16 protein-coding genes and 1 pseudogene are annotated in these 14,189 nt (G+C 69.9%); 10 read left to right on the top strand and 7 right to left on the bottom strand.

Annotation, left to right across the window (positions count from 1 at the left end):
• The 3 genes from DQW85_RS10825 to DQW85_RS10815 all read right to left on the bottom strand — a co-directional run.
• On the bottom strand, positions 1-239 hold a 239-nt coding region (locus tag DQW85_RS10825; protein WP_275888194.1), incomplete at its 3' end, for an NAD(P)H-hydrate epimerase.
• A gap of 10 nt (positions 240-249) precedes the next feature.
• Positions 250-600 (bottom strand): holo-ACP synthase, encoded by a 351-nt coding sequence (locus DQW85_RS10820; RefSeq protein ID WP_113700211.1) that lies wholly within the window; start codon positions 598-600, stop codon positions 250-252.
• Positions 601-628: 28 nt separating this feature from the next.
• Positions 629-2,044 (bottom strand): PhoX family protein, encoded by a 1,416-nt coding sequence (locus tag DQW85_RS10815; protein ID WP_113700210.1) that lies wholly within the window; start codon positions 2,042-2,044, stop codon positions 629-631.
• A gap of 206 nt (positions 2,045-2,250) precedes the next feature.
• Between DQW85_RS10815 and coaA the strand changes: the two genes are divergently transcribed.
• The 8 genes and pseudogenes from coaA (at position 2,251) to DQW85_RS10775 (ending at position 9,401) form a co-directional block, all read left to right on the top strand.
• Entirely contained in the window at positions 2,251-3,153 is a 903-nt protein-coding gene (gene coaA / locus DQW85_RS10810; protein ID WP_113700217.1) for a type I pantothenate kinase, read from the top strand.
• 40 nt (positions 3,154-3,193) lie between these two features.
• A complete protein-coding gene (locus tag DQW85_RS10805; RefSeq protein ID WP_113700209.1) occupies positions 3,194-4,120 on the top strand; it encodes a DUF389 domain-containing protein in 927 nt (308 codons plus the stop codon).
• 132 nt (positions 4,121-4,252) lie between these two features.
• A pseudogene (locus tag DQW85_RS10800) lies at positions 4,253-5,071 on the top strand (ABC transporter ATP-binding protein); the annotation flags it as partial.
• A complete protein-coding gene (locus tag DQW85_RS10795) occupies positions 5,061-5,918 on the top strand; it encodes an ABC transporter permease (protein ID WP_113700208.1) in 858 nt (285 codons plus the stop codon). The pseudogene DQW85_RS10800 and the gene DQW85_RS10795, both read left to right, overlap by 11 nt.
• Positions 5,915-6,832: an ABC transporter ATP-binding protein gene (locus DQW85_RS10790; RefSeq protein ID WP_240197080.1), complete on the top strand. Its 918-nt coding sequence runs from the start codon at positions 5,915-5,917 to the stop codon at positions 6,830-6,832. Before DQW85_RS10795 ends, DQW85_RS10790 begins: the two co-directional genes overlap by 4 nt.
• Positions 6,829-7,548 (top strand): ABC transporter permease subunit, encoded by a 720-nt coding sequence (locus DQW85_RS10785; RefSeq protein WP_240197079.1) that lies wholly within the window; start codon positions 6,829-6,831, stop codon positions 7,546-7,548. Before DQW85_RS10790 ends, DQW85_RS10785 begins: the two co-directional genes overlap by 4 nt.
• 39 nt (positions 7,549-7,587) lie before the next feature.
• Entirely contained in the window at positions 7,588-8,937 is a 1,350-nt protein-coding gene (locus tag DQW85_RS10780) for an AAA family ATPase (RefSeq protein ID WP_113700213.1), read from the top strand.
• A complete protein-coding gene (locus tag DQW85_RS10775) occupies positions 8,934-9,401 on the top strand; it encodes a hypothetical protein (protein WP_113700207.1) in 468 nt (155 codons plus the stop codon). Before DQW85_RS10780 ends, DQW85_RS10775 begins: the two co-directional genes overlap by 4 nt.
• Before the next feature lie 45 nt (positions 9,402-9,446).
• Here the strand turns inward: DQW85_RS10775 and glmM are convergent, their stop codons facing one another.
• The 3 genes from glmM to rplM are packed head-to-tail and all read right to left on the bottom strand — an operon-like array spanning position 9,447 to position 11,786.
• Positions 9,447-10,793, bottom strand: a complete 1,347-nt coding sequence (gene glmM / locus DQW85_RS10770) for a phosphoglucosamine mutase (protein ID WP_113700206.1) — start codon at positions 10,791-10,793, stop codon at positions 9,447-9,449.
• 1 nt (position 10,794) lies between these two features.
• Positions 10,795-11,316: a 30S ribosomal protein S9 gene (gene rpsI / locus DQW85_RS10765; protein WP_113700205.1), complete on the bottom strand. Its 522-nt coding sequence runs from the start codon at positions 11,314-11,316 to the stop codon at positions 10,795-10,797.
• Positions 11,317-11,342: 26 nt separating this feature from the next.
• Positions 11,343-11,786 carry a 50S ribosomal protein L13 gene (gene rplM, locus DQW85_RS10760; RefSeq protein WP_113700204.1) on the bottom strand — a complete coding sequence of 148 codons (444 nt, stop codon included), beginning with the start codon at positions 11,784-11,786 and terminating at the stop codon, positions 11,343-11,345.
• Positions 11,787-12,095: 309 nt separating this feature from the next.
• On the opposite strand from rplM, the gene DQW85_RS10755 reads away from it, so the two are divergent.
• Positions 12,096-12,845: a CAP domain-containing protein gene (locus tag DQW85_RS10755; protein ID WP_113700203.1), complete on the top strand. Its 750-nt coding sequence runs from the start codon at positions 12,096-12,098 to the stop codon at positions 12,843-12,845.
• A 192-nt stretch (positions 12,846-13,037) separates the two neighbouring features.
• Here the strand turns inward: DQW85_RS10755 and DQW85_RS44375 are convergent, their stop codons facing one another.
• The gene (locus tag DQW85_RS44375; protein WP_162794883.1) at positions 13,038-13,223 is read right to left on the bottom strand and encodes a hypothetical protein; all 186 of its coding nucleotides are present in this window, start codon (positions 13,221-13,223) and stop codon (positions 13,038-13,040) included.
• A gap of 113 nt (positions 13,224-13,336) precedes the next feature.
• On the opposite strand from DQW85_RS44375, the gene DQW85_RS10745 reads away from it, so the two are divergent.
• On the top strand, positions 13,337-14,071 hold the full coding sequence (locus DQW85_RS10745; RefSeq protein WP_113700201.1) for a hypothetical protein: 735 nt from the start codon (positions 13,337-13,339) through the stop codon (positions 14,069-14,071).
• Positions 14,072-14,189 lie beyond the last annotated feature (118 nt).

The raw sequence follows: 14,189 nt of genomic DNA, 5'->3' as shown, positions 1-14,189 counted from the left end.
ACCGCCTCGACCCGGGCCCCGCGCCGCGCCAGCCCGGCTCCGGCGTACAGCGCGTCGCCGCCGTTGTCGCCGCCGCCCACGAGCAGCAGCACGCGAGCACCGTACACGGTGCCGAGCACCGCGGCGCAGACGGCGGCGAGCCCGGACGCGGCGCGCCGCATGAGCGTGCCCTCGGGCAGGCGCGCCATCAGCTCGCGCTCGGCGGTCCGGATCTGGTCGGCGGTGTAGGCGGTGAGCATGGGTCCGAAGCTATCCCTCCGCGATCACGTAGGCCACGGCCACGCCCGCGTCGTGGCTGAGCGACAGGTGCCATCGCTTGACCCCGAGCCCGTAGGCGACCTCGGCCGCCTTGCCCGTCACGTGCACCTCGGGCCGCCCGTCCTCGTCGCGGCGCACCTCGGCCTCCAGGTGGCCGACGCCCTTGGGCACGCCGAGCGCCTTGGCCACGGCCTCCTTGGCGGCGAACCTGGCGGCCAGGGAGTGCGGGGGCAGATCCCGCTCCCCCTCGGTGAACAGCCGCCCGCGCAGGCCCGGCGTGCGCTCCAGCGCCGCCTCGAACCGTGCGATGTCGACCACGTCCACCCCGATGCCCAGGATCATGTCCCCAGGCTAGCCGCCACCCCGGCGCTCAGAAGGCGCCGCGCTGCCACGGCCCCCAGATGGCGAACGAGGTGCCCGCCTTGGACTGGACGTTGACGTACAGGGTGTGGCCGCCGGGGCCGAACGTGGAGCCCGCGAACTCCGCCCCCGGGTCGCCCTCGATCGCGGCCAGCCGGCAGAAGTCGAAGATCTCGCCGTGCCGGGTGAGGCCGCGCAGGTAGTTGGCGCCGTCGCCGTCCTCGCACAGCACGAGCGTGCCGCGCGGGCTGGCCGTCACGTTGTCGGGCAGGTCGAGCACCGACGACCGCGGCGACTCGTAGGCGAGCTTGAGCCGGCCGCTCCACGTCTCGTACGCCCAGACCTGGCCCCGGCCCTTGCCGAAACCGGAGGGCGGCTTGTCGCCCGGCGCGGTGGCCCCGCCCTGGGTGGAGACGAAATAGACGGTGCCCTGGTGGTGGATCGCGCCCTCCAGGCGGGAGAAGATCGCCGCCCCCTTGGCGCGTCCCTGCCTGCCGACGGCCTGGACCGCCTCCTCGTTCGAGGGCTTGCCGGTGAAGCGGGGGTCCGGGTCGTCGATGTCCACCCAGCGCGTCTCGTACGCCGTACGGGCGCGCTGGCCGGCGGAGAGGTCGGCGCGCGGCGAGCCCCGCACCGCGAGCATCTGCAGGCGGCCCCCGTCGAGGAGGCGGCCGGCCTTGAGCGGGCTCTCGGGCGGCAGGTAGCGGTAGAGGCCGGACGGGAAGCCGAAGCAGTCCTCGGTCAGGTACAGCGCACCCGACTTCGGGTCGAACGCGGCCGACTCGTGCGCGAACCGCCCGGCCGACCTGATCGGCCTGGCCGTCGCGGCGCCCCGGAGCGGCACCTCGAAGATGTAGCCGTGCTTGCGGGTCAGCTTGGAGTTGTCGCCGCCGGAGAAGTCGTCGCCCACGTCGGGCCCGTTGACGGTCTCCTCGCAGGTCACCCAGGCGTTCCAGGGCATGGGGCCGCCGGAGCAGTTCATCATGGTGCCGGTGAGGGAGGGTCTGCTGCTCAGCACCTCGCCGTGGCGGGTGACCTGCAGCGTCGCCGTCCCGCCGCCGGCCATCCTGTCGTAGGCGCGGTCCTTGTCGCCGAACGCGCCGACGGGGCCGTTCACCTCGTGGTTGCGCACCAGGTACGCCGTGTCGCGCGGGCCGGGGAACGCGGCCATCCCGTCGTGCCGTCCCGGCACGGGCGAGCCGTCGGAGAAGGTGTCGCCCACGGCGTTGAAGGAGCGGTACCTGAACCCGTCGGGCAGGTGCAGCCTGACCTTGCCGTCACGCAGGTCGGGCACCGCGCGCAGCGGGCCGTAGCCGCGCACCGGCCTGGCCCCGCCGTTCTCGCCCGCGCACGCGACGCCCGCGAAGGGCCCGGCGAAGCCGACGGCCGCGGCGGCTGTCCTGGCCAGGAAGTGACGACGGTCCATGAAGCCCTCCTTCCCCCGAACAGTAGCTGCCGATTTTCCATGACATGCCGGATTCGGCGAGATCGCGATGAGAGGGCAGGGCGCCGTTCCCCGAACTGAGTCTCGGTAATCCCCCGTTTCTGTCCACAGCCTGTGGACAACCTGCCCCACCCGGCCGAGAGCGGCCAGGCGGGCGTCGCTAGGCTGCCTGGGTGAACAACGGCTACGTGGAACTGAGCAGGGAGCAGTGGAGCGATCTCCGCAAGAACACGCCCTTGACTCTCACCGCAGAAGAGCTGGAAGAGCTGCGCGGCGTCGACGATCCCATCGATCTCGTCGAGGTCACCGACATCTACCTCCCCCTGACCAGGCTGCTCAACCTGCACTACACCGGGTCCAAGCAGCGCAGCAGCGTGCTGAGCGCGTTCCTCGGCCACGAGGAACGGCGCGTGCCGTACATCCTGGGCATCGCCGGCAGCGTCGCGGTCGGCAAGTCCACGACGGCCCGGCTGCTGCACACGCTGCTGGCGCGCTGGCCGGAGCACCCGCACGTCGAGCTGATCACCACCGACAGTTTCCTCTATCCCAACGCGGTGCTGGAGGCCAAGGGCATCATGCACCGCAAGGGCTTCCCCGAGAGCTATGACAGGCGGGCGCTGGTCAGGTTCGTGGCGGAGGTGAAGGCGGGCACGGCGGAGGCCCTGGCGCCGGTCTACAGCCACCTGGAGTACGACATCGTGCCCGGCGCACACCAGGTCGTGAAAAGTCCGGATATCTTGATCATGGAGGGGCTCAACGTCCTCCAGCCCGCCCCGCCCACCTCCCTCGCGGTCAACGACTACTTCGACTTCTCCATCTACGTCGACGCCAAGGTCGAGGACATCCGCACCTGGTACGTGGAGCGCTTCCACAAGCTGCGCCGCACCGCCTTCGAGGACCCCAAGTCGTACTTCAAGTACATCGCCGACCTGTCCTACGAGGAGGCGACGGACTTCGCGGTCGACGTCTGGCGCGACATCAACGAGCGCAACCTCGTCGAGAACATCGCGCCCACGCGCGGACGCGCCGACCTGGTGATGAAGAAGGGAGCCGACCACTCGGTCCGGCGAGTACGGCTGCGCCGCACCTGAGCCGCGCCGCGCCGCCTCTTCGATGGAAGACAATGGCCCGATGCTCCATCTGCGACTGATCAGCCCCGGCGACCGCACCGGCGAGGTGCTGGCCGTGCTCCAGGAGTGCTCGGGCGTCACCAACGTCGTCGTGCTGCCCGGCGCGGCCCGCGCCCCGAAGGGCGATCTCGTCCAGGCCGACGTGGCCCGCGAATCGGCCAACGAGGTCATCGGGCAGCTCGCGTGGCTGCGCGAGGAGGGCTCGATCGCGGCCGAGCAGATAGACCTGGCGTTCTCAAAGGTCGCCGAGGAGGCGATCGAGGAGGCGCCGGGCGACCCAGACGACGCGGTGATCTGGGAACAGCTCGCCCACCGGCTCCACGCCGATTCGAGGATCACCTGGGCGTACCTCGCGTTCCTGGCCATCGCCACGCAGCTCGCGGGCATCGGCGTGCTGCAGAACTCCATCATCCTGATCGTCGGCGCGATGGTGCTCGGCCCGGAGTTCGGCGCCATCGCGGCCATCTGCTTCGGCCTGCTGCACCGTGGCTGGGGCCTGGTGGTCAACGCCTTCAGGGCGCTGGTCGTCGGGTTCGCGCTGGCCATCGCGGTGACGTACGCGTGCGCGCTGGTCTCGTACTGGCTGGGGTGGATCGGGCCGGGCAACCTGGCGGTCAACGAGGAGGTCCAGTTCATCGTCAAGCCCGACCGGTGGTCGTTCATCGTGGCGATGCTGGCGGGCGTGGCCGGGGTGCTGTCGGTCACCGGCGGCAAGTCGTCGGCGCTGATCGGCGTCTTCATCTCGGTGACCACGGTGCCCGCCGCCGGCTACGTGGCGGTGGCGCTGGCTCTCGGCGAGTGGGCCGAGGTCGCGGGCTCGGTGGCCCAGCTCGCGCTGAACGTGGCCGGCATGCTGCTCGCCGGCACCGCGACGCTCGCCGTACAGCGCAGATTCTGGCCTCAAGTAGGACGTGGCTCATCCGTGTGACCGATGCGGCGCCCCGCGGCGGCGGGTAGGGTCCCGATCATGCACATCCTCGACACCGAGGGGCTGACCAGACGCTTCCCGACAGTCACGGCGCTCGACCAGCTCACGGTCACCGCCGGGCCCGGCGTCACCGGTCTCGTGGGGGCCAACGGAGCGGGCAAGTCGACGCTCATCAAGATCCTGCTCGGCCTGCTCCCGCCCACCGCGGGCGGGGCGCGGGTGCTCGGCCTCGACGTCACGACGCGGGGCGCGGAGATCCGCAGGCTCGTCGGATACATGCCCGAGCACGACTGCCTCCCGCCCGACGTCTCCGCCACCGAGCTGGTGGTCCACCTCGCCCGCATGTCCGGGCTGCCGCGCACGGCCGCCCGCGAGCGAGCCGCCGACGTGCTGCGCCACGTCGGCCTGGCCGAGGAGCGCTACCGCGCGGTCGGCGGCTACTCCACCGGCATGAAACAGCGGGTCAAGCTGGCCCAGGCGCTCGTCCACGACCCCAAGCTGATCCTGCTGGACGAGCCGACCAACGGGCTCGACCCGCGCGGGCGCGACGAGATGCTGACGCTGATCCGGCGCATCGGCACCGAGTTCGGCATCAGCGTGCTCGTCACCTCCCATCTGCTCGGCGAGCTGGAGCGCGTCTGCGACCACGTGATCGTCATCGACGCCGGGCGGCTGCTGCGGTCGTCCGCGATCGGCGAGTTCACCCAGGCCACCCAGAGCGTCACGGTCGAGGTCGACGAGGGCACCGGGCCGCTGGCCGAGAGGCTGACCGGGCTGGGCCACGCCGTCACCCCGCACGGGCGGCTGCTGCTGGTCAAGGCGACCGGTCCCGAGACGTTCGACGCGATCCGCGACGCGGCGGCCGACCTCGGCCTCTGCCTCATCCGGCTGGAGCGGGGCCGCCACCGCATCGAGGACGTCTTCAGGGAGGAGGTCGAAAGTGTCGTCTGAGATCTACGACATCGGCTACCGCCACTACGACGGGCCCCGGCTCGGCCCCGGCCACTCGACCCGCGCCCTGGCGGTCCACAGCCTGCGCGGCGTCTTCGGGCTCGGCCGCACGGCCCGCAGCAAGATCATGCCGTTCAGCCTGGCCGCCGTCATGCTGCTGCCCGCCATCGTGTCGATCGCGATGATGGCCATGATGGGGCGGCGCGGCATGCCCTACAGCGGTTTCGCGGTCTTCATGCAGCCGGTGCTGGCCATCTTCCTGGCCTCGCAGGCGCCCACCGTCGTCGCGCCCGACCTGCGCTTCCGGGTGCTGCCCCTCTACCTGTCGCGCCCCGTCACCATCACCCAGTACGTCGGGGCCAAGGTCGCCGCGATGACCGCGGCGATGTCCCTGCTGGTCGCGGCGCCGGTGACGCTGATCTACGTGGGCGAGCTGGTCATCGACCTCGACGGGCCGCCGCAGACCAAGGAATACCTCGGCGCCTTGGTCACCGGGCTGCTGCTGTCGTTGCTGCTGTCGTCGGTCGGCCTGGCGATCGCCTCCCTCACGCCCCGGCGCGGGCTGGGCGTCGCCTCGGTGATCGCCGTCTACCTGCTGTCCTCGGCCTCGGTCCCGATCGTCTACAGCACGCTCGCGTCCACGGGCAACGACGCCGGCGCCAGGTGGGCCTGGCTGCTCAACCCGTTCTGGCTGGTCGACGCCGTGCAGGTGTGGCTGTTCGGCACGACGCCCAACGCCGAGGGCGAATACCCCGCCGGGCCCTACTGCGGCCTCGTCGTCGTCGCGCTCATCGCCGTCGGGCTGGCGGCCCTCGCGCTCCGCTACCGGAAGGCGGCCTCGCGGTGAAGATGGAGCTGTCGCAGGCCTCGCGCTGGTACGGCAACGTCGTCGCGGTCAACGACGTCACCATGACCATCGGTCCAGGCGTCACCGGGCTGCTCGGCCCCAACGGGGCGGGCAAGTCGACGCTGCTGCACATGATGGCCGGGTTCCTGGCCCCGTCGGGTGGCACGGTCACCCTGGACGGCACCAGGGTCTGGAAGAACCATCACATCTATCGAAATATCGGTCTCGTCCCGGAGCGGGAAGGGGTGTATGGCTTCCTGACCGGCTGGCAGTTCGTCCTGTCGGCGGCCAGGCTCCAGGGCCTGCCCGACCCCGTCGAGGCCGCCCGCAAGGCGCTGGCCATCGTCGAGATGGAGGAGCCCAAGGACCGCCGCGTCGAGACCTACTCCAAGGGCATGCGCCAGCGCGTCAAGGTCGCCGCGGCGCTCGTCCACGACCCGCCCGTCCTGCTGCTCGACGAGCCGTTCAACGGCATGGACCCGCGCCAGCGGCTCCACCTGATGGACCTCATCCGCACCATGGGCACGGCCGGCAAGACGATCCTGTTCAGCTCCCACATCCTGGAGGAGGTCGAGCGGGTCGCCCAGCACATCGAGGTGCTCGTCGCCGGCAGGCACGCCGCCTCGGGCGACTTCCGCGAGATCCGCCGGCTGATGACCGACCGGCCCCACCTGTTCAGGATCCGCTCCAGCGACGACCGCAGGCTCGCCGCCGCCCTCATGCTCGACAGCTCGGCGGGCGGCGTCGCGCTCGGCGCCGACGGGCTGGAGGTGCGGGCCATCGAGCTGCGCCGCTTCGCCTGGCTGCTGCCCAGGGTGGCCCGCGCGGAGGGCATCCGCCTGCTGGAGGTCTCCCCCGCCGACGAGGACCTGGAGAGCGTCTTCTCCTACCTGATCACCCGGAGCACCTCATGATGAACACCGTCGTGGCGGGCATCACCTACCGGGCGCTGCTCGGCCGGCGCAGGATCGTCCTGCTCCTCCTGCTGCCGCTCGCCCTGCTCGGCCTGGCCCTGCTCCTGCGCCTGGCCGGCAGCGCCGACCAGCGCTCGGCCATGCTCCTGATGGACAAGTTCGCCATCGGGACCATGCTGCCCCTGCTCGGCCTCATCGCCGGCACGGGCGTGATCGCCCCCGAGATCGACGACGGCACGATCATCCACCTGATGTCCAAGCCGATCTCCCGCCCGGTCATCGCCCAGACCAAGTTCCTGGTCGCGGCCTCGCTGCTGGCCGTCTTCGCCGCCGTACCGACCTACCTCGCGGCCTGGCTGCTGGTGGGCACCGAGGACGGCATCGCCTCCGGGTTCGCCCTGGGGGCCCTGGTGGCGGGCGTCGCCTACGCCGCGGTCTTCCTGCTGCTCGGCGTCGTCACCCGCCACGCGGTGACCGTCGGCATCATCTACGCCCTGGTCTGGGAGAGCCTCGTCGGCGGCTTCGTCCAGGGCGCACGCAAGTTCTCGATCCAGCAGTGGGCCCAGTCGATCGCCGACCAGATCTCCACCTCGCCGTTCCTGCAGGCCGACGTGACGCTCGGCTTCGCCGTTCCGGCCCTGGTCATCGCGACTGTGGCCGCCGTCTTCCTCGCCGGCCGCCGCCTGCGCGCCTACTCCCTCACGGGTGATGAGTAGCCACCGGTCGGCGCGACCTTGCCCGTGTACTGTTTACCTATGTCCGCGCGCCTGACCGAGCTGCGCCTGACCGAGTTCAAGACCTTCCGCGACGCTGTGCTGCCGCTGAACGACATGACCATCCTCATCGGCCGCAACAGCAGCGGTAAGTCCAACGCGCTCGACGGGCTCGACGTCCTGTCCCGCCTTGCCGAAGGTGGTGACCTCGCGGACGCGCTCGACAGCAGGCGCGGCGACGAGGGCCCACTGCGTGGCGGTATCGCGGGCTGCCCGCCACATGGTGAGGATCAGTTCAAGCTGGGATGCACCGTGGTGAACCCCGAGGCCGCAGGGGAGGGCTATTTCTGGCTCGAGTTCGATGTCACCGTTCGCGTGGGGCCCGAACCGGAGATCGTCCGCGAAACCCTCACCGGCTTCTCCGGAAAACGCAGGAAAACCCAGGATCCGAAAAGAAATAGTATGCACGCCTTGCTTGACGCCAAGAGCGTGTCGGCCGGAGCAGGCACGATTGAGGCGAGCTGGTACAACGGCCGGCCCGGCCGCGGTCCCCGAGCAACCTTTCGCTCCTCTCGGTTGGTCACCGCCCAACTACCGCTCCGCCTGGAGGGGACGGACGAGGTCCAGCGCCAAATCACAGCAGCGGCTCACGACGTGCTCAGCGCCCTGCGCGGCGTATTCCATCTGGATCCCGTCCCGCACCTCATGCGCCAGTACACGCCGGGCCGGGACATCCGTCTCCGCAGGACAGCCGAGAATCTCTCGGCCGTCATCAGTCACATGCGGGAGCTGGATCCGCAGAGCTTCCGAAAACTGGTCCGCCATACCCAAGCGCTGGTGGATCATGATGTTTCCGGTATCGAACTCATCCGGTCGGATCTCGGCGATGTGATGCTGGCCCTCAGAGAAGGCACCGCGACCACACCGGCTCGAGAGATGAGCGACGGCCTCCTGCGGTTCATGGCCATCGCCACGACGCTGCTCCGCCAGGGACAGGATCTGGACCTGAGCCGACGCGACCTCCCCGGGGAAACCGGATCGCCCATGCTGGTGATCGAAGAGCTCGAGAACGGCCTGCATCCCGCGCAGGCCTCTCAGCTCTTGTCGCTGGTGAAGGAGACGATCGCCGCGCAGGTCGTCTTCACGACGCACAGCCCCGCCCTGCTCTCCGCACTGTCGCCCAAAGACCACGACCACGTCGTGGTCAGCAGCCGAGACCGTGCTACCGGAATATCAAGGCTGACGAGACTCCCAGAAGTAGAGGGCTACCCGAGCCTCATGGCTCAAGGCGATCTGGGCACCGTGGTGACCTCCGGACTACTGGACCAGAGACCGGCCGGGGAGCAGGACTTCACCGCCTTCGATCACCTCATGGGGATCGGCCCACGGTGAGCCGCAAGGTCGAGTTCGTCGACACCTCGGTCCTGTGCAACCTCCTCGACATTCCCGGTAAGAACCAAGACCGTGACGCGGTGACACGACAACTTACCGAGGACAAGCGCGGTTGCCGCCTGATCCTGCCTGTCACCGCGGTCATCGAAGCCGGAAACCACATCGCCCAGCTACCTGACGGCCGGCTACGCCGCGATTACGCAGGGAAGCTCTCCGAGCTGCTCGAAATCGTCATCGACGGTCGAGCGCCTTGGGTGCTCCACACAGTGGTCTGGGGCGCTGATTTCCTGCGCTCACTCATCGCGGGTGCGGGGACCGGAATACCCCTGTCAGATCATGCCATGAGCAAACTCGGCTTGGGCGATCTTTGTATCCTCGCCGAGCGAGAGCTGTACCGAAGCCGCGTCACCGGCGTAGAGGTAGGCATTTGGACACTCGACGACCAGCTGAGATCTCATTCGTGATGGACGGGGTACGGCACCCGCGTGCCGTACCCCTGAAGAGCAGCGTCAGACGCAGACGGCGCGCACCACGTCGGCGAGGTGTTCGGCCACCTTGGTGGCCTGGCCCTCCGAGGAGGCCTCGACCATGACGCGGATCATCGGCTCCGTGCCGCTCGGCCGGATCAGGACCCGGCCCGTGTCGCCCAGCTCCGTCTCGGCCTCGGCCACCGCCGTCGCGAGCTCCGCCGACCTGGCCTTGCCCTTGTCGACGTCCGTGACGTTGATCAGGACCTGCGGCAGCGGGGTCATGATCGACGCCAGCTCCCGGAGCGACCGGCCCGAGGCCGCCACCACCGACATGAGGTGGAGCGAGGTCAGCAGGCCGTCTCCGGTGGTGGCGTGGTCGAGCATGATGACGTGGCCGGACTGCTCGCCGCCCAGGTTGTAGCCGTCGGCCTTCATCCGTTCGAGCACGTAGCGGTCGCCCACCGCGGTCTCCACCACCTGGATGCCCGCCTCGCGCATGGCCAGCTTGAAGCCCAGGTTGGACATCACGGTCGCGACCACGGTCTCCTTGGCCAGCGCGCCCTCGGCGTGCATGGCGGCGGCCAGGATCGCCATGATCTGGTCGCCGTCGACGTCCGCGCCGGTGTGGTCGACCGCCAGGCAGCGGTCGGCGTCGCCGTCGTAGGCGATGCCGGCGTCGGCGCCGCGCGAGACCACGACCTGCCGCAGCTTGTCGAGGTGGGTGGAGCCGTAGCCGTCGTTGATGTTGAGGCCGTCGGGCCTGGCGCCGATCGCCTCGACCCTGGCCCCGGCGCGCAGCAGCGCCTCGGGCGCCACCATGTGGGCGGCCCCGTGCGCGCAGTCGACGACGATGTGCAGGCCGTCGAGCGCGCCCCGCGCCGTGGACAGCACGTGGCTGATGTAACGGTCTGCCTCACCGTACGCGTCGCGCACCCGGCCGACGGCCGAGCCGACGGGGAAGGTCCAGTCCTCGCCCAGCCGCCGCTCGATCTCGTCCTCGACCGCGTCGGACAGCTTGAAGCCGCCACGGGCCAGGAACTTGATGCCGTTGTCCGGCGCGGGGTTGTGCGAGGCCGACAGCATGACGCCGAGATCGGCGCCGAGCGCGGCGGTGAGGTGGGCGACGGCCGGGGTGGGCAGCACGCCGAGGCGCAGCACATCCACTCCGGACGACGCGAGGCCGGCGACCACGGCGGCCTCGAGGAACTCTCCCGAGGCACGCGGGTCCCGGCCCACGACCGCTATCGGACGGCGTCCGGTAGCGGCGAACGCGCCTGCATCGCCGAGGACGTGAGCCGCCGAGACCGCCAGGTCCATGGCAAGCTCGGCGGTGAGGTCGCGTCCCGCGACCCCACGTACCCCGTCGGTGCCGAAAAGGCGCGCCAACTCAGCGCTTGCTGTACTGCGGAGCCTTGCGGGCCTTCTTGAGGCCGTACTTCTTCCGCTCCGTGGCGCGGGCGTCACGGGTGAGGAAGCCGGCCTTCTTCAGCGGCGGGCGGTTGACCTCGACGTCCAGGATCGCCAGCGCGCGGGACAGGCCCATGCGGAGCGCGCCCGCCTGGCCGGTCACGCCGCCGCCGTCGATGCGCGCGATGACGTCGAACGCCTCCTCGGCGCCGAGCACCACGAACGGCTCGTTGACGATCTGCTGGTGGACCTTGTTGGGGAAGTAGACGTCAAGCGAACGACCGTTGATCGTCCACTTGCCGGTGCCGGGGACGATGCGCACCCGGGCGATCGCCTCCTTGCGGCGGCCGGTGCCGTACGAGTTGCCCGTGGTGACGGGCTTGCGCACGGGAGCGTCAGCGCTGGCAGCGGATTCGGTGGTGTACTCGGACGGGAAATCCTCGCCGGAGTAGTCCTCCAGCTCGGCCTCGACGGCCGTCTCGACACCGGTGGGCTCAGCCACGGTTCTCCTCTAACTCTTTCGAACTACTACTGGGCGATCTGGGTGATCTCGAACGGCACCGGCTGCTGGGCCTGGTGCGGGTGCTCGGCCCCCGCGTAGACCTTCAGCTTCTTGGCCATCTTCCGGCCGAGGGAGTTCTTCGGCAGCATGCCCTTGACGGCCTTCTCGATGGCCTTCTCCGGCCGCTTCTCCATGAGCTCGCCGTAGCTCACAGAACGCAGACCGCCCGGGTAGCCCGAGTGACGGTAGGCCTTCTTCTGCTCAAGCTTGTTGCCACTGAGCGCGACCTTGCCCGCGTTGATGACGATGACGAAGTCACCGGTGTCGACGTGGGGGGCGAAGATCGGCTTGTGCTTGCCGCGGAGCAGGGTCGCGACGTGGCTGGCCAGCCGGCCCAGCACGACATCGGTCGCGTCGATGACGTACCACTGACGCTGGACGTCGGCGGGCTTCGGTGAGTACGTGCGCACGGTCGTAGCCTTCTTTATGCTCGCGTCTTCGGCGCGCTGCCGGATGCGGCAGCGCTGGGGTCGGTCGGTGCGGGCACACGACGGCCCGGACCTTCCGTCTCCGCACAGATGGGAGATGACGCCGGACGCGCCGCGCATCGGTCACGCGGACCTATGCACACAACGAACGAACAGGCTACCTGCCCTTGCGGACGCAGGTCAAAAGACCGGTAACCCTGGCCGAGTCTACCCGACCACAGAACGGTTCTATTTCGTTTCCCTGCAATCTCTTCTTTACCACTACCCGACATCTCTATCGTTGGATCCGGTATGCGGCAGACCTCACACACCCGGCACACCCAGCAGAGCGCACGGCGCCGGAGTCATCTGGGTGTCCTGTTCTGCCTCATGGCGGCCCTGTTCTTCACGGGCGTCCTGCTCGGGCGGCTGAGCGACGACCAGCCCCCGCCCGGACACATCTACCTCAGCGAGACCGCCCCGCCCGCCGCCGCCAAGAAGACCACGCCGTCCCCCAAGAGGGCGCAGCCGCGGGCGGACCGGATCGCCAGGGAGGTGACGACGGGCGCCCCCCGCGGCAAGGCCAGGGCGGTCAGGCCGACCCCGTCGCCGACGGACGAGGTCCGCGGGTTCACCGCCGAGGACCCCACCCGCGTCCACGGCGAGGAGACGGTCCAGACGTCTCCCGCGATGGCGTCCCAGGTCGTTTCGCTCACCAACGCGGCCCGCGCGAAGAAGGGCTGCGGGCCGCTCCGCGTCGACGCCCGGCTCACCCGTTCCGCCCGCGTCCATTCGCTGGAGATGGCCAGGAGCGGCCGGTTCGGGCACGACTCCCCCGACGGCTCGTCGCCATGGGACCGGATGGAGCGGGCCGGATACCGCGCGGGCGCCGCCGAGAACATCGGGCGCGGCTACACCAGCCCCGAGGAGGCGGTCAGCGGCTGGCTCGGCAACCCCGACCACCGCCAGAACATCCTCAACTGCCGCATCCAGGCCATCGGCGTCGGCGTCGCGGACGGCCCCGGAGGCCCGTGGTGGACGCAGGACTTCGGATACTCGTGACGGCCTCGCGGTAATGTCACCGCATGGGTTTTCCCGATGACCGCGAGAACAGCACGGAGAGCAAGGGCCGCCGCTTCCTGAAGAAGAAGGGTGACGACACCTCCGAGAGCGCTCCCCGGCGTTCGCGCAGGCACCGCGCCGATCCGGCCGCGCCCCCCGCGCCCGCCGCTTCAGCCGACGCGTTCGGCGCGTTCAGCCCAGCCGGGGCAGGACCGAGCGGGCCAGGACCGAATAGATCTGCGCCGAGCGGGTCTGGGCCGTACGGGCTGGGGCCGACCGGGCCTGGGCAGACCGGGCCTGGGCAGACCGGGGCAGGACCGAGCGGGGCAGCACCGAGCGGGGCAGCACCGAGCGGGGCAGCACCGAGCGTGGCGGCACCGAGCGCGACCGGGGCAGGGCCGAACCCGGGCGGGGCGGACGGGCCCGGGGCGACCGAGCCGGGAGGGCCGGGCGGAGAACCCGAGGACGCGAAGAGCTCACCACGCCGCGAGATGTGGAGCCCCTACAGCGAGGGCAACCGGTCGCGAGGGCCGCTCTGGTTCACGCTCGGCGGCCTCGCTGTGCTGGGCCTGCTGGTCGCCGCCCTGGTCGTGATGTTCAAGTCGGGCGGCAGCGACCCCACCGCCGGCGAGTCAAGCCGCCGCAGCTCCGCGCCCCTGCCGTCGGCCCCGCCCGGCGAGTTCTCGTACGCGGGCGAGCGCTCGACGGACCCCGAGCCGCTCACGGTGAAGGAGCTCTTCCCCTCGAAGAAGGTCAGCTTCTCCGGGCGCGCCTATGAGATGACCGTCACCAGCAAGGTCAAGAAGTGCTCCGACGGCGCGGTGGGCACCAAGATGCAGAAGGCCCTCAAGGACGGCAAGTGCACGCAGCTCATCCGCGCCAGCTTCCGCGACAAGGCGGGCAAGGTGATCGGCACGGTCGGCGTGGCCAACCTCAAGTCCAGCAAGGCGGCCACCAAGGTGGCCTCCGCCGGCAGTGACTCCAACTACGTCAAGCCGCTCGCGGGCAAGGACGAGGTCACCAAGCTCGTCGGCTCGGGCAGTGGCGGCGCCAACGTGTGGATGCACGGCCACTACGCGGTCATGATCTGGTTCCAGAACAAGGACGGCAGCAAGCCCGACAAGAAGGAGCGGAAGGCGATCACCCTCGTCGCCAAGGACATCACCAAGGCGACCGTCTACAAGGCCCTCGACGCCCGCTCCCTGACGGGCAACCCGGCGAGCTGAAACCACCCTTCCAGCGAGATAACGCCACAAACCAGACGTCGGATCCGGCCGGGAACACCCATACCGCCATGACGATCTAGCGTCTCTCGCTAGGCTCCACCTTATGCGTGGCCAGGAA

Source organism: Nonomuraea lactucae (genome assembly GCF_003313395.1).
Taxonomy (GTDB): domain Bacteria; phylum Actinomycetota; class Actinomycetes; order Streptosporangiales; family Streptosporangiaceae; genus Nonomuraea; species Nonomuraea lactucae.
Note: the sequence above shows the minus strand (reverse complement) of the source record. Positions and strands in the feature narration are given on the sequence as shown.

Excerpts from the sequence above, each read along its gene's own strand:
- DQW85_RS10805 (WP_113700209.1), top strand. The coding sequence starts at position 3,194 with ATGCTCCATCTGCGACTGATCAGCCCCGGCGACCGCACCGGCGAGGTG.
- DQW85_RS10820 (WP_113700211.1), bottom strand. The coding sequence starts at position 600 with ATGATCCTGGGCATCGGGGTGGACGTGGTCGACATCGCACGGTTCGAG.
- DQW85_RS10785 (WP_240197079.1), top strand. The coding sequence starts at position 6,829 with ATGATGAACACCGTCGTGGCGGGCATCACCTACCGGGCGCTGCTCGGC.
- DQW85_RS10780 (WP_113700213.1), top strand. The coding sequence starts at position 7,588 with ATGTCCGCGCGCCTGACCGAGCTGCGCCTGACCGAGTTCAAGACCTTC.
- DQW85_RS10745 (WP_113700201.1), top strand. The coding sequence starts at position 13,337 with ATGTGGAGCCCCTACAGCGAGGGCAACCGGTCGCGAGGGCCGCTCTGG.
- DQW85_RS10815 (WP_113700210.1), bottom strand. The coding sequence starts at position 2,044 with ATGGACCGTCGTCACTTCCTGGCCAGGACAGCCGCCGCGGCCGTCGGC.
- DQW85_RS10755 (WP_113700203.1), top strand. The coding sequence starts at position 12,096 with ATGCGGCAGACCTCACACACCCGGCACACCCAGCAGAGCGCACGGCGC.